Origin of the sequence: Streptococcus sp. FSL L8-0526 (genome assembly GCF_038007145.1) — a bacterium.
In the GTDB taxonomy this organism is placed as follows: domain Bacteria; phylum Bacillota; class Bacilli; order Lactobacillales; family Streptococcaceae; genus Streptococcus; species Streptococcus thermophilus.
In genome coordinates, this window is the sequence record NZ_JBBOWP010000001.1 from 792,485 (window position 1) to 818,308 (window position 25,824).

Sequence of the window (25,824 nt, forward strand, 5' to 3'; positions counted from 1 at the left end):
TTTTAGCCTATGGATACCATTGAAAATCTTATTATCGCTATCATTACCCCCTTAATTACTTCACCAGATCAGTTGATCATCAAGATTATTGACGGTCCTGAGTTTTTGGAGTACCATCTTGATCTTGCCCCATCCGATATTGGGCGTGTTATCGGGAAAAAGGGACGTACTATTAAGGCGATAAGAGCGATTGTCTATTCGGTACCTACTCAAGGTAAAAAGGTTCGTCTTGTTATTGACGAAAAAGAGAAAGCTTAAGAGGTGACCCTAGGGTTGCCTTTTTTTGTATATTTTGGTTATAGCTAGCAATCTTTGGTATAATAGGAGGGTTAAAGTGGTATTAGGATCATAGAAGAACTAGTTTAATGGTTAGTTTAATGATTAGTTTAATGGCTAAGTCAAAGCATTAGCTTAAAAAGGAGCAATTATGATTTATCAAGAAGCATTGGATTGGATTCATGGTCAATTAAAATTTGGCATTAAGCCTGGCTTGGAACGTATGGCCTGGATGCTTGAAGAACTAGGAAACCCACAGGACAATCTTAAGGCTGTGCATATTGTGGGAACAAATGGTAAGGGATCTACTGTCAATGCCTTACAAACGATTTTTTCTCAAGCCGGCTATGAAGTTGGAACATTTACCTCACCCTATATTATTGATTTCAAAGAACGCATTTCTATCAATGGTCAGATGATTTCAGAAGAGAATCTACTTGGCTTGGTTGAGCGTGTTAAGCCGGTAGTTGAACGTCTCCCAAAAGAGACAGAGCACGAAAATGCGACAGAGTTTGAGATTATCACAGTCTTGATGTTCCTCTACTTTGGGCAAGTCCATCCTGTTGATATTGCTTTTATTGAAGCTGGAATGGGTGGTCTTCATGATTCTACCAATCTATTTAGTCCTCTAGCGGTCATCTGTCCATCGATTGGCTTAGATCATCAGGCGGTCTTGGGCAATACTCATGCTGAAATTGCTACAGAAAAGGCTGGTGTTTTAAAAAATGGAGCGTCCTTTATTTATGCGACTGACCGTACTGACGTTCGAGATGTTTTTAAACAGAAGGTAAATGAAGAGGGTTCTAAGACCTATGAGTTGGGTAAAGATTTCACCGCTGAAGGGTCTAGCCATTCCTTTGATTTTATTTACAAGGAGCAGAGGTTAGAGGGTATATCCTTGGCTATGGCTGGTCAACATCAGGTGGCAAATGCTAGTTTGGCTATCATGGCTAGTCTTTTGCTTCAAAAGGATTATCCTAAAGTAACTCCTGAACTCATAAAGGATGCACTGGCTCATGCTAGTTGGTTAGGTCGGACAGAGTTCTTGATGCCTAATCTTATGATAGATGGTGCTCATAATAACGAAAGTGTTAAGGTCTTGATTGATTTGTTAAGGTCAGAGTATGCGGATAAGGATATCGAGTTACTTTTTGCAGCTATTGATACTAAGCCTATTGATAGTATGTTGGCTCAGTTAGAGTCAGTCGGTGATTTGACAGTAACAAGCTTTGAGCATCCAAATAGCGTAAAATTGGACAAGTACCCAGTTACTTATAAACAAGTGTCAGACTTCCAGACGTGGATTGAGGAACACGTGACTGCTAATGATGATAAACTTTATGTTATTACAGGATCTCTTTATTTTATTTCTCAAGTTAGAAAATGGATTTTAGAGCAGGAAAGTGCTGTTTAAGACTTGAAAGACAAGACTTAGAGGCGTATAATACTTCATGTGTTTTAATGTTTTAAAAAGTAAGGAGAAAAAATGTTACAACGTCTGAAAAACTTTTTAATAGGTGAACCCTTGACCCATGATAATATCGGTGATGATCACTTGTTATCTAAGTTTCAGGCATTAGCTATGTTGTCGAGTGATGCTCTATCATCTATCGCATACGGCCCTGAGCAAGTTGTATTGGTCTTGATGGCTGTATCAAGCGCTGCTATTTGGTGGTCTATCCCGATTGGGGTTTTGGTTTTAGTCCTTTTGACTTGCCTTACCATTTCTTACAGACAGGTAATTAAGGCCTATCCACAAGGTGGTGGAGCCTACATGGTAACTTCGGAAAATCTGTCACCTAAATTTGGTTTGATAGCTGGAGGTAGCCTCCTAGTCGACTATATGTTGACAGTTGCCGTTTCAGTTGCCGCAGGTGCAGATGCCATTACCTCAGCCATTCCATTACTTCGCCCCTATAATCTTCAAATCTCAATAATTTTGGTGCTTGTTTTAATGGTGTTGAACCTCAGGGGAATGCGTGAGTCGGCAAAGTCTTTGATGATTCCTGTTTATCTCTTTATTGCCTCAACGTTGTTCCTATTAGGATATGGTTTCTTACAGATCTTAACGGGGCATATGCCTTATGCGGCTACGGCGCATTTAGGCCAACCGATTACAGGTGTGTCACTGATTCTTATTTTAAGGGCCTTTACTTCAGGTTCGGCTTCATTAACAGGGGTGGAAGCTATCTCTAATGCAGTGCCTTTCTTTAAGAAACCTAAGTCTAAAAATGCTGCATCAACCCTCTTTATCATGTCAAGTATTTTGGGAATTATGTTTGCTGGAATTACCTTTCTTAACTGGTGGACTGGTATTACACCTCATTCAGGTGTGACAATGTTGGCGCAACTGGCTAGGGAAATTCTTGGTGATTCATGGTTTGGCAGTATCTTATTTTATATTTTTCAGTTCTCAACTGCCATGATTCTTGCAGTGGCAGCAAATACTGGTTTTTCAGCCTTTCCGATGTTGTCCTTTAACATGGCTAAGAATAAATACATGCCTCATATCTACCTTGAAAAAGGTGCACGTATGGCATACTCTAACGGTATCTTGACGCTGGCTATTGGGGCCATTACTCTCTTATTAATTTTCCGAGGAAATACGGAACGTTTGATTCCGCTTTATACAATAGGGGTGTTCATTCCTTTTGCACTTTCTCAAACAGGTATGGTTGTTCATTGGATTCGTGAATATGGCAAGGGTTTCTGGAAGCATTCTTTAGCTAATATTTTAGGTGCCTTAATTTGTTACGGTATTGTTCTCATTCTCATTCTTTTCCGTTTAGGGGATATTTGGCCATTCTTCCCAATTATTGCTATTTTGATGTGGATGTTTCTTAAGATTAAGAAACATTACGATGGGGTTGCTCAACAGTTGCGTATTGATGGCCCAGTCAAAGAACATCATTATCAAGGTAACATTGTCCTTGTCTTGGTGGGAAATGTTACAAAGGCTAATATTGGTGCCATTTCTTATGCACGTTCTATTGGTGATAAGGTTATTGCTATGCACGTGTCTACTAAAGATACAGAGAATAAGGATAAGGAAATCGAACAAGAGTTTAAAAAATATTTCCCGGAAATCGAGATGGTCCATATCCGATCACCTTTCAGCTCAATTACACAGTCAACTATTCAATATGTAGACGAAGTGGCTACTCAGGCTGAAAAGGATAATGCGACTCTGACTGTTTTGATTCCACAGTTTGTTCCGAAGAAATCATGGCAAAATGTGCTTCACAACCAGACGAGTTTACGATTGAAATATTATCTCAAATGGCGTGAAAATATTGTCATTTCATCATATTCTTACCACTTAAAAGATTAAATAAAGACAAGCGAAAACGGTTCTCATGTGACGGGGAGTTTTCGCTTTTTTTTGGTTAGAATTCAGCTAGACAATTTTATTTTTTGTAAGAAAAATCAATCAAAATGAGTTATAATAGATAGTATTATAAGGTTTCAAGAGGAAATTATGGAAAATCAAGAAAAAGTAGAACAAGCAGTCTATCAATTATTGGAAGCTTTGGGTGAAAATCCTGAGCGTGAAGGTCTTTTGGATACGCCAAAACGTGTGGCCAAGATGTATGCTGAGATGTTTTCAGGTTTAAATGAAGACCCGAAAGATCAGTTTACAGCGATTTTTTCAGAAGTTCATGATGAAGTTGTACTTGTTAAGGATATTCCTTTTTACTCTATGTGTGAGCATCACTTGGTTCCTTTTTATGGTATAGCTCATGTAGCCTATTTGCCAAGTGGGGATAAGGTGACAGGACTATCAAAATTGGCACGTGCTGTTGAAGTGGCAGCCCGTCGTCCACAATTGCAAGAACGTCTCACAGATCAAGTCGCTACAGCGCTTGAAAAAGCCCTTAATCCTCGAGGGGTCTTTGTCATGGTGGAAGCTGAGCACATGTGTATGACTATGCGTGGTATTAAAAAACCAGGAAGTAAGACCATCACAACGGTTGCTAAAGGCATCTATAAAGAAGACCGTGAAGAACGTAAGGAAATTCTTTCTTTGATGCGTGATTTTTAGGAGTTAAAATGTTTATTGGTAAACATGAAATTGCAGGTAAGGCCTGCATTATGGGAATCTTGAATGTCACCCCAGACTCTTTCTCAGACGGTGGGGATTTTGACACAATTGAAGATGCATTGGCCCAGGTTGAGCGTATGATTGCCCAAGGGGCTAGTATTATCGATGTAGGTGGTGAATCTACAAGACCTGGAGCGAAATTTGTAACCGAGGAAGAAGAGATTGCTCGTATAGTGCCAATTATACAAGCTATTAAGGAAAAATATGATGTTCTTATCAGTATTGATACTTACAAGACAGCCACTGCCAGAGCCGCTCTTGAAGCAGGTGCTGATATTCTTAATGATGTCTGGGCAGGACTTTATGATGGTCAGATGCTAGCCTTAGCAGCTGAAAAAAATGTACCGATTATCCTCATGCATAATCAAAAAGAAGAAAAATACAATGATGTCACAGAGAATGTCTGTACTTTCCTTAGTCAACGTACGCAAGCTGCCTTGGAAGCAGGTGTAGCTAAAGAAAATATTTGGATTGATCCTGGCTTTGGTTTTGCCAAGAATGTTCAACACAATATTGACCTGCTTAGGGGCTTGGACAAAGTTGTTGGACTTGGGTATCCTGTTCTTTTTGGGATTTCTCGTAAGCGTGTTGTGGATTTTCTCCTAGGTGGAAATATTCCTGCCAAGGACCGTGATCAAGGGACAGCTGCTTTATCTGCTTATGCTATTAGCAAAGGATGTCAGATTGTCCGTGTCCATAATGTTGAAGCCAATCGTGATATCGTTAAGACTATCTCAGGAATTTTATGAAATTAAAAAAAGCTCAAATCGAGCTTTTTTCTTAGTCTTGAATTGTCCAAACGCTGACAGATTTTTCAGAGACTGGGAAGTCTCCCCATCCGTCTTCGTCAATTGTTACAGTATCAGAGCAGTTTCCAAGAATATCATAGAAAGTTTGTCCAGCCCAATCACTTCCAATTTCCATAGATTTGTTGTTGGCAGCATCATTAGAAATGGTTACGGCTAATGGAGTACAGTCTTCATTACCAGAGCGTGTCCATCCAATACAGTTAGGGTCGTCAAAGTAGTCTGTTTGCTCTCCGTAAGCCAAATCTTTACGAGCGTAAAGTAAGGTGTCTAGGACCTCTTTGAAACTTTCTTGAGCAAATTCACCATCAATGCCATAGTAGTCACCATAAAATAGGCAAGGAAGGCCGTCTTTACGAAGAAGGATGAGGGCATAGGCAGATGGTTTAAACCATTCTTCAACAGTAGATTCCAATGCTTGTCCACGTTGGGTGTCATGGTTCTCTACGAAGGTTACCGCATGCTCAGGGTGATTTTTGACCAATGTTTGTTCGAAAATAGTCGTCAAATCGTAATCTGCTCCTTTGAGGCTGGCATCATATAAATTGTAATGAAGGCGAACATCCACAAGATCAAAGCGGTTTTCAGTTTTTTCGAGATAAGTATTATTATCCTCTTCCTTAGCATTCCAAAATTCGCCAAAAACATAGAAATCTTGACCTTGTTTTTCTTTGACGTCGCGAATAAAATTACGCATAAAGAAAGAATCAATGTGCTTGATGGCATCCATTCGAAAACCTTGGACACCAGTTGTTTCGACGAACCAGTCAGCCCATTCGTAAATATTTTCTATAACTTCAGGATGTCTATAATCTAGGTTGGCAAACATAAGGTAGTCAAAGTTACCATTTTCATTGTCAACCAAGTCATTATGTGCCCAGCCTTTGTTGTCACCTTGGATAAGATAGATACCTTTTTTATTTCTTTTGGCATCGAAGTCAATCCCATTAAAGTGGTACCAGTGCCATTCAAAGTCGTTGTAAGCTTTCTGACGTCCGTCAAAAGTGAAATGAGTCCAACCCTCGATTTCAAACGGTTCGCTGATTACTTTGGTACGGTCTTCAGGGTCAACTTCTACCACATAAAAGGTTTCAAGTTTATCCGCGGCTGCCTTGTGGTTGAGCACAACATCGGCCATAGGGATGATACCAACATTTTTGAGTTGGTTGATGGCATTAAGGTATTCTTCCTTGAGACCATATTTGGTGCGTATGGTTCCTTTTTGATCGAATTCCCCAAGGTCAAAGAGGTCATAGACTCCGTAACCAACATCATCTTTGTTAGTAGCTTTGAAAGCAGGTGGCATCCAAACATGGCTGATGCCAAGGTCTGCTAGATGTTGGGCATCTTCAGCTAAGTTGTTCCAATGCTGGCCGTCACTTGGGAGATACCATTCAAAGTATTGCATTGCAGTTTGATTTGTCATAGGTTTTTCCTTATTAGTTGAGATAGTCTCAGTTTAGATATCAGGAGTTTTTAAACTTCTGTGCCTTTATTTTACCAAACCAGAAGAATTACGCAATCGATTGTATGGCCGAAAAACAATAACTTCAGATTTGTCTAAAATATCATACTAATCAGAGCCCAACTTTTCAACTTTTTTGTGCTAGAATAAAGATGAGTTAAGTCGTCTTAAGGAGAAAATATGGATAAAATTATTTTAAATGGTTGCCGTTTTTATGGCTATCACGGGGCTTTTGTTGAGGAGCAAACCCTAGGGCAAGTTTTTGTGGTAGATCTGGAGCTGGCTGTTGATTTGACCAGGGCTTCACAAAGTGACAATCTAGCAGATACGGTTCATTATGGTTTAGTTTTTGAAGCCGTACAGAGACAGGTGGAAGAAGAAAAGTATATTTTGATTGAGCGTTTAGCTGGTGCTATTTGTGAGGACTTGTTTGATCAATTTGTGCCAATCCAATCTATTAAAATTCGAATTACTAAAGAAAATCCACCAATTAATGGGCACTATAGAAGTGTTGGAATTGAATTGGAGCGTAGTCGATGACAAAAGTTTATTTAAGTTTGGGATCTAATATGGGAAATCGTCAAGACTATCTTAAAAAAGCGGTGGAGTCATTGAATTGCTTGCCTGAGACGGAAGTTAAAGCAGTGTCCTCTTATTATGAGACAGCTGCTTGGGGATTAACTGACCAGGCTGATTTTTTGAATCTCGCTTTAGCACTTGACACTCAGTTGTCGGCTGAAAGCTTGCTGAGTGCTTGTCAGGCAATTGAGAAAGATTTAGACCGCGTTCGACATGAGCATTGGGGCCCTCGAACTGTGGATATTGATATTCTTTTATATGGGCAGGAAACCTGGGGAACTGAGCACCTTAAAGTGCCTCATCCTTTCATGACTCAAAGGGCCTTTGTTTTGGTTCCTCTGCTAGAAATTGCCGAGAATTTAGTTGAGCCTCAAACTGGTCAAGCCTACAAAAAATATTTGAGTCAAATAGACACTAGTGATGTCCGCAAATTGGAGCAAGTGGACTAGTTTTTACTAAAATTCCTTGTCGTCAAGATAGGGATTTTTTGTTATAATTAATTTTGGCTTTTTGCGGTATTTTTCTTTTAATTTTTAGGGAAAATACTAACTCATTTTTAGGTTGTGATAGTAATAAGGGGAAATTTTTCACAATACCTACAAAAAAAATAAATGTATAGAAAAAGTATGGGAATTAACATGTTAGATGAATTTAAAGAAGATTTAGTGGGGATTGATATTCGTTTCGACGAACCCTTAAAACATTATACTTACACCAAGGTTGGAGGTCCAGCGGATTATTTGGCCTTTCCACGTAACCGATATGAGCTTTCTCGTATTGTCAAATTTGCCAACAAGCACAACATTCCATGGATGGTGCTTGGTAATGCCAGTAATTTGATTGTTCGTGACGGTGGTATCCGAGGTTTTGTGATTATGTTTGACAAGCTTAATAGTATCGCTGTTAATGGTTATCAAGTTGAAGCAGAAGCGGGAGCTAATTTGATTGCAACAACCAAGGTGGCTTGTTTCCATAGTTTGACCGGTTTTGAATTTGCGGCGGGAATTCCAGGTAGTATCGGTGGTGCTGTCTTTATGAATGCGGGTGCCTATGGTGGCGAGATTGCACATATCTTGCTTTCTGCTCAGGTTCTTACAAAAGACGGTGATATTCGTACGATTGATGCAAGAGATATGCGTTTTGGTTATCGTCGTTCGGTGCTCCAAGAAACAGGTGAAGTGGTTATTTCAGCAAAATTCAACCTCAAACCAGGAGACTACGAACAAATCAAACATGAGATGAACCGCCTTAATCACTTACGAGAACTTAAACAACCTCTCGAATACCCATCATGTGGTTCGGTCTTCAAACGTCCGCCAGGTCATTTTGCAGGTCAGCTTATTATGGAAGCTAACCTCAAGGGATATCGTATCGGTGGTGTTGAGGTTTCAACCAAGCACGCTGGTTTCATGGTCAATGTCGATCAAGGAACAGCAAAAGACTATGAAGATCTTATTGCAGATGTTATCGCTAAGGTTAAGGAAAATTCGGGTGTTACACTAGAGCCTGAAGTTCGCATCATTGGCGACAAATTAAATTAATAATACTAACCCTATTTTTGATATCCATGGAGGATTTATGACAATTGACTAATCCGATTATTGCCTTTCAAAACGTCTCGAAAGTATTTGAAGACAGTGGCACGCAAGTTTTAAAAGACATCAACTTTGAACTGGAAGAAGGTAAGTTCTATACCTTGCTTGGGGCTTCTGGTTCTGGTAAATCAACTATCTTGAACATCATTGCTGGTCTCTTAGATGCGACCAGTGGTGACGTTCTTTTGGATGGAAAGCGTATTAATGATATCCCTATCAATAAAAGGGATGTTCACACCGTTTTCCAATCTTATGCTCTCTTTCCACACATGAATGTCTTTGACAATGTGGCTTTTGTGCTTAAGTTAAAAAAAGTGCCTAAAAAGGAAATTGAAGAGCGTGTAAAAGAAGCATTGAAACTGGTTCAACTAGATGGTTATCAAAAGCGCTCGATTCAAAAATTATCAGGTGGTCAACGCCAACGTGTAGCCATTGCCCGTGCGATTATCAATCAGCCACGTGTGGTTCTTTTGGATGAGCCCTTGTCAGCACTGGATTTGAAGTTACGTACTGAAATGCAATACGAGTTGCGTGAACTACAGAAACGTCTAGGAATTACTTTTGTCTTTGTCACCCACGACCAGGAAGAAGCCTTGGCCATGTCAGACTGGATTTTTGTTATGAACGATGGTGAAATTGTTCAATCAGGAACGCCTGTTGATATCTATGACGAGCCTATCAACCATTTCGTTGCAACCTTTATCGGAGAATCTAATATTCTCCCAGGAGTCATGATTGAGGACTATTTGGTCGAGTTCAACGGAAAACGTTTCGAATCTGTTGATGGAGGAATGCGTCCAAATGAACCTGTCGAAGTGGTTATCCGTCCTGAAGATTTACAAATCACGCTTCCTGAGGAAGGTAAGCTTCAGGTTCGTGTAGAAACACAGCTTTTCCGTGGGGTCCACTATGAAATCATTGCCTATGACAATCTTGGCAATGAATGGATGATTCATTCAACCCGTAAGGCGATTGAGGGTGAGATTATTGGCCTTGATTTTACGCCTGAAGATATTCATATCATGCGTCTTAATGAGACAGAGGAAGAATTCGATGCTCGTATTGAAGAATATGTAGAAATGGAAGAGCCTGAGGATGGCTTGATTAATGCCATTGAGGAGGAGCGTCATGAAGAAAACAGCTAGCCTCTTCTCGGTACCATATCTTCTTTGGCTTCTACTTTTCGTAGTTGCTCCAGTACTCATGCTGCTCTACCAGTCATTTTTTGACATCAGTGGCAATTTTACTTTGGACAACTATGGAACCTTCTTTTCCAGTTGGACTTACTTGAGGATGAGCTTTAACTCGGTCCTCTATGCGGCCATCATAACCTTAGTGACACTTCTCATCTCTTATCCGACAGCATATCTCCTAACCAGACTGAAGCATAAACAACTTTGGTTGATGTTAGTTATTTTACCAACCTGGGTCAACCTTCTTCTAAAAGCTTATGCCTTTATGGGGATTTTTGGCCAACAGGGTGGAATTAACGCCTTTCTTGGTTTCTTTGGGATTGCTCCCATGCAAATTCTCTTTACAGATTTTTCTTTCATTTTTGTAGCCAGTTATATTGAGATTCCATTTATGATTCTACCGATTTTTAATGCTTTGGATGATTTGGATGAAAATATTGTTAATGCAAGTAAGGATTTAGGAGCTAATGATTGGCAGACCTTTACCAAGGTTATCTTTCCTTTGTCGCTTAATGGGGTACGCTCGGGTGTACAATCGGTCTTCATTCCTAGTCTTAGCCTCTTCATGCTAACACGTTTGATTGGTGGGAACCGAGTTATTACACTAGGAACGGCTATCGAACAGCATTTCCTCACAACACAAAACTGGGGAATGGGTGCGACCATTGGTGTTGTGCTTATTGTTGCTATGATTGCATTCATGTGGTTAACAAAGGAGAGACGTCAATGAAAAAAATTGCAAATCTCTATTTAGCTCTAGTCTTTGTTATCCTCTACCTGCCAATCTTTTATCTAATCGCCTTTTCGTTCAATAGTGGTGGCGATATGAATAGTTTCGTAGGATTTACCCTTGATAACTATCAGAGCATGTTTTCAGATAGTCGACTCATGTTGATTTTAGCTCAAACCTTCTTTTTAGCTTTTCTTAGTGCCCTCTTGGCGACGATTATTGGTACCTTTGGGTCAATTTTTATCTATGAGAGCAAACAGAAGCAGCAGACTGGAATCTTATCCCTAAATAACGTGCTAATGGTTGCACCGGACGTTATGATTGGTGCGAGTTTCTTGATTCTCTTTACCTGGATTGGTTTCCAACTTGGCTTTGTATCGGTTTTGTTGAGTCACATTGCTTTCTCAATCCCAATTGTGGTTCTCATGGTTTTGCCGCGCCTAAAGGAAATGAATCGAGACATGGTGAATGCAGCTTATGACCTGGGTGCGACCCAATGGCAGATGTTACGTGAGGTCATGTTACCATACTTGACACCTGGTATTATCGCTGGTTATTTCATGGCCTTTACCTATTCTTTGGATGACTTCGCAGTAACCTTCTTTGTAACGGGTAATGGTTTTTCAACACTTGCTGTGGAAATTTACTCACGTGCTCGTAAAGGGATTTCCTTGGAAATCAATGCCCTATCAACGGTTGTCTTCCTCTTCTCTATTCTTCTAGTTATTGGATATTATATGATTACCCAGGAGAGAAAGGAGGAGCATGATGCGTAAACTCTATCAATTTCTGTCTGGGATTTTAGTAATTATTTTATTCCTTTGGGGAATTTCTGCCTACATACAAAGTCGCACCGGAAATGCTTCGGACAAACTGGTTATTTATAATTGGGGTGACTACATTGACCCTGATCTCTTGACCGAGTTCACTAAAGAGACAGGAATAAAAGTCCAGTATGAAACCTTTGATTCTAACGAAGCTATGTATACTAAAATTAAGCAAGGTGGCACGACTTACGACATCGCTGTACCTTCGGACTACACCATTGATAAGATGGTCAAGGAAGACCTTTTGGTGAAGTTGGATAAATCTAAAATCTATGGCTTCGATCAGATTGGCTCAAGCTTTAAGGGGCTTAGTTTCGATCCCAATAATGACTATTCTATCCCTTATTTCTGGGGGACAGTCGGAATTGTCTATAATACGAAATTGGTGAAAAAAGCACCTCAACACTGGAATGATCTTTGGTCACCTGAATACAGAAACCAGATTATGCTGGTTGATGGTGCGCGTGAAGTCATTGGTTTTTCTCTCAATAGCTTGGGCTACAGTTTGAATACCAAGAACATGACGGAATTGCATCTGGCTGAAACTAAACTTAATAGCCTTACACCGAATATTAAAGCTATTGTGGGTGATGAGATGAAGGGCTACATGATTCAAGGTGATGCAGCTATTGGAGTAACCTTCTCAGGGGAAGCCAGTGAGATGCTTGATAAAAATAAAGATCTTCGTTATGTTGTTCCATCTGAAGGCTCAAATCTGTGGTTTGATAATCTGGTCATTCCTAAAACAGTGAAGCATGAAAAAGAAGCTTATGCTTTTATCAACTTCATGCTTAGACCGGAAAATGCAGCGCAAAATGCTGAATATATCGGCTATGCCACACCTAACGAGGCAGCTAAAACCTTACTTCCAAAGAGTATTACTAATGATAAAGCCTTTTACCCATCAGAATCAACCATCAAAAACCTTGAAGTCTATAATAACTTAGGTAAAAAATGGCTTGGGATTTATAATGACATTTACCTTCAAGAAAAGATGTATCGTAAATAAAAAGTTTCCTTTTGGACCGTTGGGTTTTAAGATTAGTCACAAAATACAAGAGGCTGAAACGCTAGTGTTTTAGTCTCTTTTATGATTGTCAAAGATCCCGAAAAAGATATACTATTTTTCTTGAATAGTTGTATTGCTGTGCTATAATAAAGCAAAGAAATTTTTAATGTTTATTTTGGAGGACTTAACATGCAAGCAGCATTTCTCTTTTTACTGATTTAATTCTTGATTATCTTGGGAATTCTCATCAGTATGCATTATGTCGTACGTCAACAGTCAGTAGCCATCGTTGAACGTTTTGGACGCTATCAAAAAATCGCAACGAGTGGTATTCACATGTGTTTGCCATTCGGTATCGATAAAATTGTAGCTCGTATTCAACTACGTTTACTTCAAAGTGAGATTGTGGTTGAAACCAAAACAAAGGACAATGTCTTTATTATGATGAATGTGGCTACTCAGTATCGTGTAAATGAACAAAATGTTACAGATGCTTACTATAAACTCATGCGACCAGAGGCTCAAATTAAATCATACATTGAGGACGCCCTTCGTTCATCAGTTCCTAAATTGACGCTTGATGAGCTTTTTGAGAAGAAAGATGAGATCGCCCTTGAGGTTCAACATCAAGTAGCCGAAGAAATGACAACTTATGGATACATCATTGTTAAGACCTTGATAACCAAGGTTGAGCCAGATGCTGAAGTTAAGCAGTCTATGAACGAAATTAATGCTGCTCAACGTAAGCGTGTAGCAGCCCAAGAATTGGCAGAAGCTGATAGAATTAAGATTGTCACAGCTCTGCCGAAGCCGAAGCCGAAGCCGAAAAAGACCGTCTTCATGGTGTTGGTATTGCCCAACAACGTAAAGCCATCGTTGATGGTTTAGCTGAATCTATTGCAGAACTTAAAGAAGCCAATGTTGGTATGTCTGAGGAATAGATTATGTCTATCCTCTTGACCAACTAATATCTAGATCCCCTTAATACTTTTGCGGATAAAGGTAATCAAACTTTATTCTTGCCAAATAATTCAAATGGCGTGGATGATATTCATACCCAAATTTTGCCATCCTTAAAGGTCGATAATAAAAAATAAGTAAAAAAGGAGCCAGATTTGAGATAATCTGACTTCTTTTTTACTTATTTTTCCAAGAACTGAGCTAAACGGATGACCTCGATTTTATAGCCATCTGGATCAGTAATAAAGTAGTACATTTTTGGTTTACCAGGTAGACCTGAGAGATCAGTAACAGTATAGCCAGCCTCTTTGTGGGCTTGATGTGTGGCCTCTAGGTCATCAACACCAACAGCAATGTGTCCATAACCATTTCCAAGATCATAAACTTCATGATCGTAGTTGTATGTCAATTCCAACTCGTAATCAGGATCATCTTCTAGTTGCATGTAGACAAGAGTGAACTTATATTCTGGGAAATCGTTACGACGGACTTCCTTAAAACCAAGCGCTTCTTGATAAAATTGTAGTGAAGCTTCTAGGTCTTTAACACGGACACAAGTGTGTAGAAATTTAGTCATGTGAGAGACTCCTTTTATCTAGTTTTCTAAAACCATGATAGCATTTTGATAGCGTTTTTTCTAGTTTTAGCACTTTTGTGCTATAGTGACGAAAAAGAATCTGTGGAGGATGATAATGACGATTTTAGCAATTGATTTTGGAGGGACTCAGGTAAAGTCTGCTCTTGTTTCGGAGGACTTTGTCCTCTAAAAGAGTTTGCCAACGCAATCATTCCCTCAGACCTTGGATCAGGCTCTCGATATTATTGATCATTCAGTAACTTCGGTTGAAGTAGCTTTATCAGGCATTGCAATTAGTGTTCCTGGAACTGTTGATACGGAGGAGGGTGTGATTTATCACGTCGGTTTGTTGAGATTCTTTCATGGTATTCGTGTCAAAGAAACCCTGCAAGCTAAGTATCATTTGCTAGTAGCTGCGCTTAATGATGGTAAAGCAGCAGCCTTGGCTGAACTAGCCACAGGTCATTTGAAAGGAGTGACTAACGGTGCTGCTCTTGTTTTAGGGTCAGGCCTTGGTGGGGGGTATAATAATCAATGGTAAACTTTTTAAGGGAAGCCATTTCCAGGCAGGAGAGTTGACCTTTCTCCTTCCTCTTCAAATGGAAAAACTTGATCCTTCATTGATGCAAGGAACAACTCTTTCAGCTGTTGGTTTGATTACTAAAGTTAATGAAATTTTAGCTAGTCTTGAGTTAAAAGATGGTTTGCTAGCCTTTAAGGCAATTAATGCTAAAAAGGAAGCAGTTTATCCAATCTTTGAGACCTATTGTCGAAACCTAGATATTGCTATATTGAATCTTCAAACTATCCTTGATATGGAAACCTTTGTTCTTGGAGGTGGTATTTCAGCTCAGTCTATTCTGATAGAAGAAGTCAACCGCCAGTTTGATAAGGTTCACCATGAGTTTGATTTTATCGGTAAAATTATTAAACGTCCGAAGATTGTAGCCTGTCATCATCATAATGGAGCAAATCTAATCGGTGCAGCCTATTTTCTTAAGCAAGGATAACGGATAATAAATCTGATTACTTGCAAAAATATACATAAAATACCTAACTTTTTTGTGATGAATGGGCAATTACGTTCGTTTTTTACTATTAACACTTTACAATATACAGAAAATTCGCTATAATGGGGCCATTAAAATTTTGGAGGTGTCTTTATGACAATTTATAATTTCTCAGCAGGACCTGCTACATTACCAAAACCTGTGCTCGAAAAAGCACAAGCTGAATTGCTTAACTATCAAGATTCCGGTATGTCCGTGCTAGAAATGTCCCACCGTTCTCCAGAATTTGACAAAATCATTAAAGATGCGGAAGCGACACTTCGCGAGCTTATGGCTATTCCTGATAACTATAAGGTTATTTTCTTGCAAGGGGGTGCTTCAACGCAATTCACAATGGTTCCACTGAACCTTGCTCAAGGTAAGAAAGCTTACTACCTTGTAGGTGGTTCATGGGGTAAAAAAGCCTATACTGAAGCTGTCAAGCTTTCAAAAACTATTCCTTTTGAACCAATTCTTTTGGCGTCATCTGAGGATACTGTTTACGATCATATCCCAAGTTTTGATCCTTCAACGATTGATCCAGAAGCCGCTTATGTTCACTTGACTACCAATAATACAATTGAGGGAACATCTATCTATGATTTGCCTGATACTAATGGTGTGCCAATTGTAGCAGATATGTCTTCAAATATCTTAGCAGCTCGCTATAATGTTGAGGATTTTGCTCTTATCTATGCTGGTGCTCAGAAAAATATTGGACCTGCGGGTGTGACAGTGGTTATCGTCCGTGAAGACTTCCTTAACGACCAATCACAATTGTCTGCCATGTTGGACTACCGTATTCAAGCTGAAGCAGGATCACTCTACAATACACCACCATGTTTCAATATCTATATTTCAAAACTCGTTTTTGACTGGGTAAAAAATGAGATTGGTGGCGTAGATAAGATGGCGGAAATTCAACGTGAAAAATCAGGTCTTCTGTATGACTATATCGAATCATCTGATTTCTACACCAATCCTGTTAAAAATGCCAAGGATCGTTCTGTCTGTAACATTCCATTTGTCACACCAAGTAAAGACTTGGATGCCAAATTTGTAGCAGAAGCAGATGCTCTTGGTTTCAAAAATATCAAGGGACACCGTTCAGTGGGTGGTATGCGTGCCAGTGTTTATAACGCCTTCCCGCGTCAAGGCGTGCTTGATTTGATTGACTTTATGAAAAAATTTGAAGTTGAAAATAAATAATTAGGTAAAGAGATGGAAATTAGACAAGCTTTCTCAAATGAAATTGGTGCTATCATGACCGTGATTGAGAGTGCTAGAAATGCTTTAGCGGAAGCTGGTAGTTCCCAATGGCAAGGGGCTGATGGTTATCCTACAGAAGAAACCATCTTCGATGATGTTCTTAAAGGACAGGTCTATGTCGGTATTATTGACGGTCAAATTGTTTCTTATGCTGCGGTGGTTACTGATGGAGAGCCCGCCTACGAAAAAATCTATGATGGAGATTGGAAGCATCATAATAAGCGCTATGTTACCTTTCATCGAATTGCCGTTTTAAGAGAATTTACGGGACAGAAAAACGCTCAAACCATTATTCAAGGTCTTATTGAGGGAACTGACGCTCATGATTTTCGTTGCGACACGCATGAAAAGAATCTTGTCATGCAGCACATTTTGGAGAAACTTGGCTATGTCTATTGTGGTAAGGTTCCTATTGATGGTGAACGACTTGCCTATCAGAAAATCAAAACCAAGAGGGAGAAGGCTTTTTATCAAGAAATTGATGAAGCTACTCACCACGGAATTCATTAATTTAAGAGGAATAAAATTATGGTATTTAGCGTAAAAACATATAATAATATTAACCAAATTGGTTTGAAGGAACTTGGAAATCATTTTCAAATTGATGGTGATTTAGCGGAAAATCCGGATGCTTACATTATTCGTAGTCAAAATCTCCATGATACAGTTTTCCCTGAAAATTTGAAAGCTATTGCGCGTGCTGGTGCTGGGACTAACAATATCCCAGTTGATGAAGCAACTGAAAAAGGAATTGTTGTCTTCAATACTCCAGGAGCTAATGCTAATGCAGTTAAAGAAGCTGTCTTAGCTTCTATCTTGCTTTCAGCACGTGATTATATTGCGGCCAATACTTGGGTTAACAAACTTAGTGGTAACGATGTGCCTAAACAAATCGAAGCAGGTAAGAAGCAGTTTGCGGGTAGCGAGATTGCTGGTAAGACACTGGGTGTTATCGGCTTGGGTGCCATTGGTGCGCGTATTGCTAACGATGCCTATCGTTTGGGAATGAAGGTCTATGGCTATGACCCATATGTTTCTATTGAAGCAGCTTGGAATATTTCTCGCCACGTTAAACGTGTTTCTTATCTCAAAGAAATCTTTGAAAACTGTGATTATATCACTGTTCACGTTCCATTGACACCTGATACGAAAGGTACTTTCAATGCAGACACCTTTAGCCTCATACAAAAAGGAACAACAATCATCAACTTTGCTCGTGCAGAATTAGTAGAGAATGATGCGCTCTTTGATGCTTTGGAAACAGGTGTAGTAAAACGTTATATCACTGACTTTGGGACAGAAGAACTGCTTAACAAGCCTAATGTGACAGTCTTCCCACACATTGGTGGTTCAACGGGTGAAGCAGAGCTTAACTGTGCTATTATGGCTGCTCAGACCATCCGTCGCTTCATGGAAACAGGTGAAATTGTCAATTCTGTTAACTTCCCACGTGTACAACAGGTCTTGAGTGCTCCATATCGTATCACTTTGATTAATAAAAACGTGCCTAACATTGTAGCCCGTATTTCAACAGCGGTCTCTGATTTTAATATCAATATAGATAATATCATTAACCGTTCAAAGGGAGAGTATGCTTATACCCTTCTTGACCTTGATGAGACAGACAAGTCTAAGATTGATGAATTGGTCGCTAAGTTTGAGGCGAGCGATAACATCGTACGAGTACGTTTGATTAAAGGTAAATAATTCAGAAATAAGCTGACAGGAACAAGGCTTTCCTGTCTTTTTTGGAATAATTAAAATATGTTTTATCGTCAGTATTACGTATCACCTATTGGTCGCCTGTCCTTGGTCGCAAGTGAGCAAGCCCCCTATGGTATGTGGTTAGAAAGACAAAATCATTTTCAGGCTGATTTTAAGGAAGAGGAGTTAGTAGACATCTCAAATCCTATTTTAGAAGTGACCAAGAAGTGGTTGCAGGCCTATTTTAAAGGTGAGAATCCAAGTCTAGATGACCTTCCTTTAGCTGAACGAGGAACAGCTTTCCAACAAAGAGTTTGGTTGGCTTTAAGTTAAATACCTATGGGGCAAATCAGAACCTATGGTTAGATTGGTAAGGCAATCTCTTGTCAATCCGCACAGGCTGTAGGAACTGCTGTTAGTAAGAATCCCTGACTGATTCTTATCCCTTGTCATCGTGTTTTGCCTAGTAGTGGTCAATTAGGAAATTATGCGGCAGGAGAGGATGCCAAGTGTTTCTTACTTCGTTTGGAAGGTCTTATGTATGACAAGTCTTTGATAGATCGCTTATGCTAGAGAAAAGGAGAAAAACATGTACACTTTTTATGAATATCCAAAATGTAGCACTTGTCGTAAGGCAAAAGCTGAACTCAATCAATTAGGTCTCGAGGTCGAGTCTGTCAACATTAAGGAAAATCCCCCCTCAGCTCAATTTTTAAGAGAGCTTCTAGAGGGGGCAGATTTAGAGCTTAAGAAATTCTTTAATACGAGTGGACAATCCTACCGTTCTTTAGGATTGAAGGACAAACTTCCAACCTTATCACAAGATGAAGCCGTAAAACTCTTATCATCAGATGGTATGTTGATTAAACGTCCTATCTTGATTAAGGATGGAAAGGTTTTACAGGTTGGTTACCGTAGTCCTTACAAAGACTTAAATTTATAAATAATAAGCAAAAACTCTTGCCACAGTAAGTGGAAATATGATAAGATAAAAACAGTTGCCGCTATAGTTAAATGGTATAATAGAGCAATGGTAATGCTCCGTTCCGAGTTCAATTCTCGGTGGTGGCATCTGTGAATGAATCCAGCCTCAGGGTTGGATTTTTTATGTATTAAGGAGTTGATTAGCGATTGCTGTTTTTTCAAAAGAATTTACTGAAAAACTCTTGAAATTCAAAATAAAAGGAGTAGACTAATAGGTGATTAAACCTAGGAGGCAACTCGTGAAATACTACGTTCAATTCATGCTGATTTGTTTGTTTGCTATGATTGGTGAAGCTCTTTCAACCTTTTTTAAATTACCTGTACCTGGAAGTATCATTGGCTTATTCTTGCTTCTGATTGCTCTACAGCTTAAGTGGATTCGTCCACGTCATATCCATGCTGTAGCAGAGTTTTTAATAACCAATATGACTATCCTTTTTTTGCCAGCAGGTGTCGGTATTATGGAACGATGGAATGCTATTTCGGCGAATATTGTTCCAATTATTTTGATTATTATGGGTGCCTTGGTTATTAATATTGTAGTGATTGCTGTAGTTGTCGTCTTTATCAAAAAGCACTTTGAAGGCGATTATGAGGAGGTTAATCGTGGCTAATTTTTTTAACACCCCCTTGTTTGGTTTAACTCTTTCAGTATTGGCTTACACACTGGGGCTTTTGCTTTATCGCCGTTTCCCTAATCCTTTGACAACGCCTCTTCTTGTGTCAACTGCCTTAATTATTGTCATTTTGCACTATACAGGCATTTCTTACAAGGATTACTATGTAGGCGGTTCTTATCTTAATAGTTTGATTATTCCTTCAACGGTTGCCCTAGCTGTCCCTTTTTATAAAAATCTCCACCTCATGCGTCATCACTATAAGAGTATCTTAATTGGGTCAACAGTCGCCTGTATTCTTAACACTACTTATACCGCTTTGATTGCTAAGCTTTTTGGTATGGATTATTTCCTTGCTATCTCACTCTTTCCTAAGTCTGTAACGACTGCCATGGCTGTAGGAATTTCGGAAAAAATGCAGGGGATTACAACAGTGACTTTGGTCGTAGTTGTTATTACAGGAATCTTGACATCAGTTTTAGGACCTGTCTTTTTAAAGATGATTGGTATTAAAGATCCAGTTGCTATTGGTCTTTCCCTAGGAGGAACTGGGCATGCCGTTGGTACTGGAACTGCCTTCAGATATGGTCAGGTTGCGGGTGCCATGGGTGGTCTATCAATCGCTGTAACGGGGATTTTATATGTCTTTATTAGTCCTATTGTGGCTAGTTTAATTCTGAGATAAAAAATTAAGGTTTGGATAGGTTTTCCAAGCCTTTTTAGCTACGAAAAACAAGCAAAATCTGACCTTTTATGCTATAATTAAGATTATGAACTATGGAGATTATATCTGGGATTTAGGTGGTACCTTGTTGGATAATTACCAGATATCAACCCAAGCCTTTCTAGCGACTTTAGAACGATTTGAGCGTATAGCAGAATTTCAAGCAGTCTATGATGCCCTTAAGGTGTCGACCAGTACGGCCATTGCCATGTTTGCGCCTGATATAACTGATTTTCGAGCCCTCTATAAGCAGGAGGAATCCAAACATTTGCAAGAACCTGTGCTTTTTGAAGGTGCTAAGGATGTCCTTGCTAAGATTGTGACTGAGGGTGGACGTAGTTTCTTGGTTAGCCACCGCAATCACTTGGTGCTAGATATCCTTGATAGAGCAGAGATTGCTCATTATTTTACAGAGGTTGTAACTTCTGAAAATGGTTTTGCTAGAAAACCTAGTCCAGATAGTTTCCTTTATTTAATTAAAAAATACGATATTAAACATGGCTTGGTCATTGGTGACCGCCAGATAGACATAGAGGCTGGAGAAGCAGCGGGTTTGGATACCTTGCTAGTTGATGGCCATAAATCATTATTGGAGATTGTGACATAGATGACTGATGAATTAAAAAATCTTGAAGAAAAAGCGCAAGAATATGATGCCAGCCAGATTCAGGTCTTAGAGGGACTTGAAGCGGTACGTATGCGCCCAGGAATGTATATTGGATCGACCTCCAAAGAAGGCTTACATCACTTGGTATGGGAGATTGTCGATAACTCAATTGATGAGGCCTTAGCAGGCTTCGCCTCGCATATCAAAGTTTTTATTGAACCGGATAATTCTATCACGGTTGTTGATGATGGTCGTGGTATCCCAGTCGATATTCAAGAAAAAACAGGTCGTCCTGCTGTTGAGACAGTATTTACAGTTCTTCATGCTGGTGGTAAATTCGGTGGAGGTGGTTATAAGGTCTCTGGTGGTTTGCACGGGGTTGGTTCTTCGGTCGTTAATGCCCTCTCAACTCAGCTTGATGTTAAGGTTTATAAAAACGGTCATATTTACTTCCAAGAGTATAAACGAGGAGTTGTGGTAGACGACTTAAGGATTATTGGTGAAACTGAAGAACATGGAACGACTGTTCACTTTATTCCAGATCCAGAAATTTTCCGAGAAACGACGGAGTTTGACTTTGGAAAGTTAGCTAAACGTTTCCAAGAGCTAGCTTTTCTGAACAAGGGTCTATGTATCTCTATTACAGATAAGCGTAAAGGTCTTGAACAAGAGAAACATTATCACTATGAGGGTGGAATCACATCTTATGTGAAGTACATCAATGAAAACAAAGACGTTATCTTTGATGAGCCTATCTACACAGATGGTGAGATGGATGGCATTTCAGTCGAAGTTGCAATGCAGTATACGACCGGCTACCATGAAACGGTGATGAGTTTTGCCAATAATATCCACACTCATGAAGGTGGTACTCATGAACAAGGTTTCCGTACGGCTCTTACTCGTGTTATCAATGATTATGCACGTCAGAATAAGATTCTCAAAGAAAAAGATGATAATCTGACTGGTGATGATGTTCGTGAAGGATTGACTGCTATCATCTCTGTCAAGCATCCCAACCCACAGTTTGAAGGGCAAACCAAGACCAAACTTGGAAACTCAGAAGTGGTTAAGATTACTAATCGTCTCTTCAGTGAAGCCTTAAGTCGCTTCCTCTTGGAAAATCCTGCTATTGCTAAAAAGATCGTTGAAAAAGGAATTCTGGCTTCTAAGGCCCGTATCGCCGCTAAGCGTGCTCGTGAGGTGACACGTAAGAAGTCAGGTCTTGAAATTTCAAACCTTCCAGGTAAGTTGGCAGATTGTTCGTCAAATAATCCCGAAATGAATGAGCTCTTCATTGTCGAAGGGGACTCAGCCGGTGGTTCTGCTAAATCGGGTCGTAATCGTGAATTCCAAGCTATCTTGCCAATTCGTGGTAAAATTTTGAACGTTGAGAAGGCTAGCATGGATAAGATTCTAGCCAACGAAGAGATTCGTTCTCTTTTCACAGCTATGGGAACCGGTTTTGGATCAGAATTTGATGTCAGCAAAGCTCGCTATCACAAGTTGATTATCATGACCGATGCCGATGTTGATGGGGCTCACATTCGTACCTTGCTCTTGACCTTGATTTATCGCTTTATGCATCCAGTCTTGGAAGCTGGCTATGTCTACATTGCACAACCACCAATTTATGGTGTTAAGGTTGGCTCTGAGATTAAAGAGTATATCCAGCCAGGTGCGGATCAAGAAGAAAAATTGCGTGCTGCTCTTGAAAACTACAGTGTAGGGCGTTCAAAACCTACGGTACAACGTTATAAAGGCTTAGGTGAAATGGATGACCACCAACTTTGGGAAACTACCATGGACCCTGAAAATCGTTTATTGGCACGTGTTTCTGTGGATGATGCTGCAGAGGCCGATAAGATTTTTGATATGCTGATGGGAGATAAGGTTGAACCTCGCCGCGAATTTATCGAAGAAAATGCCGTTTACAGTACTCTGGATATCTAATATTCTTTTAGAAAAGGGTGCAATGCTAGGATAACTATGTTATAATCGTAACGTTACTCTACATTTATGAACATAATAGACGATTAAGGAGAAACTATGTCTAGCGGAATTGTTTTACTGATTGTAGTGGCAGTTATACTTGTAATTGTCGCTTACTTAGTCGGTATTCTTATTAGAAAACGAAATGATTCGCGGATTGCACAGCTTGAAGAACGCAAGCAAAAATTGTTTGACTTGCCAATTAACGAAGAAATTGAAGAAGTTAAAAATCTTCATTTGATTGGACAAAGTCAAACAACTTTCCGTGAATGGAATCAGAAATGGATAGATATCTCAACAAAATCATTCGCAGATATTGAAAATCATATTTTTGAAGCTGAAAATATGAATGATAACTTTCATTTCTTCAAAGCTAGTGCTGAAATCAATAATATTGAGAGTCAATTAGATCTTGTGGAAGAAGACATTAAGTCTATCCGTGAGGCGATCTCAAACTTGAAAGAACAAGAAGAAAAAAACAGTGCTCGTGTTAAACACGCACTTGACTTGTATGAAGAGTTGAAAAATTCTATTGAAGAAAACTCTGATAATTTTGGCTCTACTTTGGATGAGATCACTAAACAGCTTAAAAATATTGAATCGGAGTTTGACGAATTCGTGACTCTTAATTCATCAGGTGACCCTGTTGAGGCATCGAGCATTTTGGACCGTGCAGAGGAGCACACCATTGCTTTGGGTCAAATTACAGAGAAGATTCCAGCCATTGTAGCTAAGTTGGAAGATGATTTCCCAGATCAGTTGGATGATTTGGAATCTGGCTACCGCAAGTTGATTGAGCAAAATTACCACTTCCCTGAGAAAAATATTGAACGTCACTTCCAGGAAATTCGTGAAGCTATCCGTTCAAACTCAAGTGAGTTGGTTTCTCTTGATCTGGATCGTGCGGAAGAAAAAAATGCTGATATTCAAGAAAAGATTGACAACTTGTATAGTATTTTCGAACGTGAAATTGCATCATACAAGGTTGTTATGCGTCAAAAGAAAATTTTGCCAGATTATCTCAAGCATGCTAAAGAAAATAACAAGAAACTTCGAGAAGAGCTTGAGCGTCTCATGTTAACTTACATTTTCGATGAAACTTATGAAGCAGATGTACGTAGCTTTACTTCAGATATTTCGAGTGTTGAAACAGCGGTTCTTCCAACACTTGAAAACTTTGATAATAAGGTGAAACCTTTCTCAGAACTTGAAAAGATCTTCGAAAAGAGTCTCAACACCTTGTCTGCTGTTGAAAATGGACAGGTTGAGGTTTTTGAAAATCTTCGAGCTATCGAGAAAAATGAAGCTAAGGCGCGTGATCAGCTTGATGTTTATATTGATAAATTGCATGTTATCAAGCGTTACATGGAAAAACGAAATCTTCCAGGTATTCCTGAATCCTTCTTGAGTGTATTCTTCTCAACAAGTGCACAAATTGAAGCTCTAATGGATGAGCTCAGCCGTGGACGTATTAATATTGATGCAGTAATGCGTTTGACTGAAACGTCAAAAAATGCTATTGAGCATTTGGAAGAGACTGCTTATTTGGTTGTTCAAAATGCAACCTTGACTGAACAACTTTTGCAGTACTCAAACCGTTACCGCTCTTTCGAACCTGCTGTTCAAAGTAGCTTTGAGCATGCGCTTAAGTTGTTCGAAGTCGACCATGACTACGATGCATCTTTGGAAGAAATCTCTTACGCCTTGGAAACTGTAGAACCAGGTGTAACAGATCGTTTTGTATCGTCTTACGAAAAAACACGCGAACAAATTCGTATGTAGAAGAAAGATTCTGGGCCTAGGTCCAGGATTTTTTTTGAAGAACCTTATCTCTTTTTAGGTTAATGAGAAGCTTAATAAAAGTTATATAGGTATTAAAGAATAGAGGAAATTATGTCAGAAGTAAAAGGCTTATTAGTTATGGATGTAGACTCAACTCTGGTCCAAGAAGAAGTAATTGATTTATTGGGGGAAGAGGCTGGTGTTGGTCAAGAGGTCGCTGAAATCACAGAGCGGGCCATGCGTGGAGAATTAGATTTCAGACAGGCTTTGAATGAGCGTGTGGCAACCCTTAAGGGATTGCCTGACAGTATATTTGAGAAGGTCTATGCCCGCATTCATTTCAACAGGGGAGCCAAGGAACTTGTGGATGAACTCCACTCACGTGGCTTCAAGGTAGGTTTAGTTTCTGGTGGTTTCCATGAAACAGTTGATAGACTGGCAAAAGAGGCAGGTATTGATTATGTGAAGGCCAATCACCTTGAGGTGATCGATGGTTTCTTAACTGGAAAGGTTTATGGTGAGATTGTTACCAAAGATGTCAAGGTAGCTAAGCTTAAAGATTGGGCAGCGGAAAATGGACTTAAACTCTCTCAAACAATTGCTATGGGTGATGGAGCCAATGATTTGCCTATGATTAAGACAGCCGGCATAGGCATCGCCTTTTGTGCCAAACCAATTGTCCGTGCACAAGCTCCTTATCAGATTACAGAACCAGATTTGTATAAGGTCATTGAGATCTTTGATGAGGTGAGACAATAGTAGAGATAAAAAGAGTCCTTTGGATGATTCCAAGGGACTCTTTGTGTATAAAAAAAACACCGAATCGGTGCCACCTTTTCAAGTTGAATACGGACTAAGCCTTATTTTAACTCGCTGTGTTGTTTCGAATGGTTTCAAATCACAATTATTATTATATAGTTTTATAACTAATATGTCAATTTACTATAGGGTAAAGTATAAAAAATTTTATTCTTGAT

At 39.4% G+C, this 25,824-nt stretch carries 24 protein-coding genes, 1 tRNA gene and 3 pseudogenes; 26 read left to right on the forward strand and 2 right to left on the reverse strand.

Features of this window, described 5'->3' with window-relative positions; genetic code table 11:
* Nucleotides 1-9 precede the first annotated feature (9 nt).
* The 5 genes from NSQ85_RS04280 (at nucleotide 10) to folP (ending at nucleotide 5,127) form a co-directional block, all read left to right on the forward strand.
* The gene (locus NSQ85_RS04280) at nucleotides 10-258 is read left to right on the forward strand and encodes a KH domain-containing protein (RefSeq protein ID WP_179973918.1); all 249 of its coding nucleotides are present in this window, start codon (nucleotides 10-12) and stop codon (nucleotides 256-258) included.
* Between the two features lie 169 nt (nucleotides 259-427).
* A complete protein-coding gene (locus NSQ85_RS04285; protein ID WP_340781225.1) occupies nucleotides 428-1,690 on the forward strand; it encodes a bifunctional folylpolyglutamate synthase/dihydrofolate synthase in 1,263 nt (420 codons plus the stop codon).
* A gap of 72 nt (nucleotides 1,691-1,762) precedes the next feature.
* The gene (locus tag NSQ85_RS04290) at nucleotides 1,763-3,607 is read left to right on the forward strand and encodes an APC family permease (protein ID WP_340781226.1); all 1,845 of its coding nucleotides are present in this window, start codon (nucleotides 1,763-1,765) and stop codon (nucleotides 3,605-3,607) included.
* A 147-nt stretch (nucleotides 3,608-3,754) separates the two neighbouring features.
* Nucleotides 3,755-4,318 (forward strand): GTP cyclohydrolase I FolE, encoded by a 564-nt coding sequence (folE, locus tag NSQ85_RS04295; protein ID WP_179973271.1) that lies wholly within the window; start codon nucleotides 3,755-3,757, stop codon nucleotides 4,316-4,318.
* A gap of 8 nt (nucleotides 4,319-4,326) precedes the next feature.
* Nucleotides 4,327-5,127: a dihydropteroate synthase gene (gene folP, locus NSQ85_RS04300; RefSeq protein ID WP_179972160.1), complete on the forward strand. Its 801-nt coding sequence runs from the start codon at nucleotides 4,327-4,329 to the stop codon at nucleotides 5,125-5,127.
* A 31-nt stretch (nucleotides 5,128-5,158) separates the two neighbouring features.
* On the opposite strand, the gene NSQ85_RS04305 is transcribed toward folP, so the two are convergent.
* Nucleotides 5,159-6,610 carry an alpha-amylase gene (locus tag NSQ85_RS04305; RefSeq protein ID WP_340781228.1) on the reverse strand — a complete coding sequence of 484 codons (1,452 nt, stop codon included), beginning with the start codon at nucleotides 6,608-6,610 and terminating at the stop codon, nucleotides 5,159-5,161.
* 219 nt (nucleotides 6,611-6,829) lie between these two features.
* Between NSQ85_RS04305 and folB the strand changes: the two genes are divergently transcribed.
* The 8 genes and pseudogenes from folB (at nucleotide 6,830) to NSQ85_RS04345 (ending at nucleotide 13,679) form a co-directional block, all read left to right on the forward strand.
* Nucleotides 6,830-7,189: a dihydroneopterin aldolase gene (gene folB / locus NSQ85_RS04310; RefSeq protein ID WP_002953384.1), complete on the forward strand. Its 360-nt coding sequence runs from the start codon at nucleotides 6,830-6,832 to the stop codon at nucleotides 7,187-7,189.
* Nucleotides 7,186-7,677, forward strand: coding sequence for a 2-amino-4-hydroxy-6-hydroxymethyldihydropteridine diphosphokinase (gene folK, locus NSQ85_RS04315; RefSeq protein ID WP_179973913.1), 492 nt, complete (start codon nucleotides 7,186-7,188; stop codon nucleotides 7,675-7,677). Before folB ends, folK begins: the two co-directional genes overlap by 4 nt.
* A 189-nt stretch (nucleotides 7,678-7,866) precedes the next feature.
* Nucleotides 7,867-8,769 carry a UDP-N-acetylmuramate dehydrogenase gene (murB, locus tag NSQ85_RS04320; protein WP_332068332.1) on the forward strand — a complete coding sequence of 301 codons (903 nt, stop codon included), beginning with the start codon at nucleotides 7,867-7,869 and terminating at the stop codon, nucleotides 8,767-8,769.
* Nucleotides 8,770-8,813: 44 nt separating this feature from the next.
* Nucleotides 8,814-9,968 carry an ABC transporter ATP-binding protein gene (locus tag NSQ85_RS04325; protein WP_340781230.1) on the forward strand — a complete coding sequence of 385 codons (1,155 nt, stop codon included), beginning with the start codon at nucleotides 8,814-8,816 and terminating at the stop codon, nucleotides 9,966-9,968.
* Complete coding sequence (locus NSQ85_RS04330) at nucleotides 9,952-10,746, forward strand: ABC transporter permease (RefSeq protein ID WP_179973912.1); 795 nt, start codon at nucleotides 9,952-9,954, stop codon at nucleotides 10,744-10,746. Before NSQ85_RS04325 ends, NSQ85_RS04330 begins: the two co-directional genes overlap by 17 nt.
* Nucleotides 10,743-11,522 carry an ABC transporter permease gene (locus tag NSQ85_RS04335; RefSeq protein ID WP_179973911.1) on the forward strand — a complete coding sequence of 260 codons (780 nt, stop codon included), beginning with the start codon at nucleotides 10,743-10,745 and terminating at the stop codon, nucleotides 11,520-11,522. Before NSQ85_RS04330 ends, NSQ85_RS04335 begins: the two co-directional genes overlap by 4 nt.
* Nucleotides 11,515-12,582, forward strand: a complete 1,068-nt coding sequence (locus NSQ85_RS04340; protein ID WP_179973025.1) for an ABC transporter substrate-binding protein — start codon at nucleotides 11,515-11,517, stop codon at nucleotides 12,580-12,582. Before NSQ85_RS04335 ends, NSQ85_RS04340 begins: the two co-directional genes overlap by 8 nt.
* Nucleotides 12,583-12,834: 252 nt before the next feature.
* Nucleotides 12,835-13,679, forward strand: a pseudogene (locus tag NSQ85_RS04345) (SPFH domain-containing protein).
* Nucleotides 13,680-13,723: 44 nt separating this feature from the next.
* On the opposite strand, the gene gloA reads toward NSQ85_RS04345, so the two are convergent.
* The gene (gene gloA / locus NSQ85_RS04350) at nucleotides 13,724-14,119 is read right to left on the reverse strand and encodes a lactoylglutathione lyase (RefSeq protein WP_179972154.1); all 396 of its coding nucleotides are present in this window, start codon (nucleotides 14,117-14,119) and stop codon (nucleotides 13,724-13,726) included.
* A 115-nt stretch (nucleotides 14,120-14,234) separates the two neighbouring features.
* On the opposite strand from gloA, the pseudogene NSQ85_RS04355 reads away from it, so the two are divergent.
* From NSQ85_RS04355 to serB, 13 genes and pseudogenes are all read left to right on the forward strand, one after another.
* A pseudogene (locus NSQ85_RS04355) lies at nucleotides 14,235-15,129 on the forward strand (ROK family protein).
* A 153-nt stretch (nucleotides 15,130-15,282) separates the two neighbouring features.
* Nucleotides 15,283-16,377, forward strand: a complete 1,095-nt coding sequence (serC, locus tag NSQ85_RS04360) for a 3-phosphoserine/phosphohydroxythreonine transaminase (protein WP_179973910.1) — start codon at nucleotides 15,283-15,285, stop codon at nucleotides 16,375-16,377.
* Between the two features lie 12 nt (nucleotides 16,378-16,389).
* A complete protein-coding gene (locus tag NSQ85_RS04365) occupies nucleotides 16,390-16,947 on the forward strand; it encodes a GNAT family N-acetyltransferase (protein WP_179973909.1) in 558 nt (185 codons plus the stop codon).
* Between the two features lie 18 nt (nucleotides 16,948-16,965).
* Nucleotides 16,966-18,144, forward strand: a complete 1,179-nt coding sequence (locus NSQ85_RS04370; protein WP_179973908.1) for a 3-phosphoglycerate dehydrogenase family protein — start codon at nucleotides 16,966-16,968, stop codon at nucleotides 18,142-18,144.
* Nucleotides 18,145-18,201: 57 nt separating this feature from the next.
* Nucleotides 18,202-18,714: pseudogene (locus tag NSQ85_RS04375) on the forward strand (methylated-DNA--[protein]-cysteine S-methyltransferase).
* Between the two features lie 16 nt (nucleotides 18,715-18,730).
* Nucleotides 18,731-19,084 (forward strand): arsenate reductase family protein, encoded by a 354-nt coding sequence (locus NSQ85_RS04380; protein ID WP_002951532.1) that lies wholly within the window; start codon nucleotides 18,731-18,733, stop codon nucleotides 19,082-19,084.
* 57 nt (nucleotides 19,085-19,141) lie between these two features.
* Nucleotides 19,142-19,212: transfer RNA gene (locus NSQ85_RS04385), tRNA-Thr, on the forward strand.
* Between the two features lie 152 nt (nucleotides 19,213-19,364).
* A complete protein-coding gene (locus tag NSQ85_RS04390) occupies nucleotides 19,365-19,739 on the forward strand; it encodes a CidA/LrgA family protein (RefSeq protein ID WP_179972152.1) in 375 nt (124 codons plus the stop codon).
* Nucleotides 19,717-20,427, forward strand: a complete 711-nt coding sequence (locus tag NSQ85_RS04395; protein WP_232086258.1) for an LrgB family protein — start codon at nucleotides 19,717-19,719, stop codon at nucleotides 20,425-20,427. The genes NSQ85_RS04390 and NSQ85_RS04395 overlap by 23 nt, the downstream gene beginning before the upstream one ends.
* Before the next feature lie 85 nt (nucleotides 20,428-20,512).
* Nucleotides 20,513-21,073: an HAD-IA family hydrolase gene (locus NSQ85_RS04400; protein WP_340781237.1), complete on the forward strand. Its 561-nt coding sequence runs from the start codon at nucleotides 20,513-20,515 to the stop codon at nucleotides 21,071-21,073.
* Nucleotides 21,074-23,026, forward strand: coding sequence for a DNA topoisomerase (ATP-hydrolyzing) subunit B (gyrB, locus tag NSQ85_RS04405; protein ID WP_340781238.1), 1,953 nt, complete (start codon nucleotides 21,074-21,076; stop codon nucleotides 23,024-23,026).
* A 96-nt stretch (nucleotides 23,027-23,122) separates the two neighbouring features.
* Entirely contained in the window at nucleotides 23,123-24,847 is a 1,725-nt protein-coding gene (ezrA, locus tag NSQ85_RS04410; RefSeq protein ID WP_179972149.1) for a septation ring formation regulator EzrA, read from the forward strand.
* Between the two features lie 111 nt (nucleotides 24,848-24,958).
* The gene (serB, locus tag NSQ85_RS04415; RefSeq protein ID WP_179972148.1) at nucleotides 24,959-25,606 is read left to right on the forward strand and encodes a phosphoserine phosphatase SerB; all 648 of its coding nucleotides are present in this window, start codon (nucleotides 24,959-24,961) and stop codon (nucleotides 25,604-25,606) included.
* Nucleotides 25,607-25,824 lie beyond the last annotated feature (218 nt).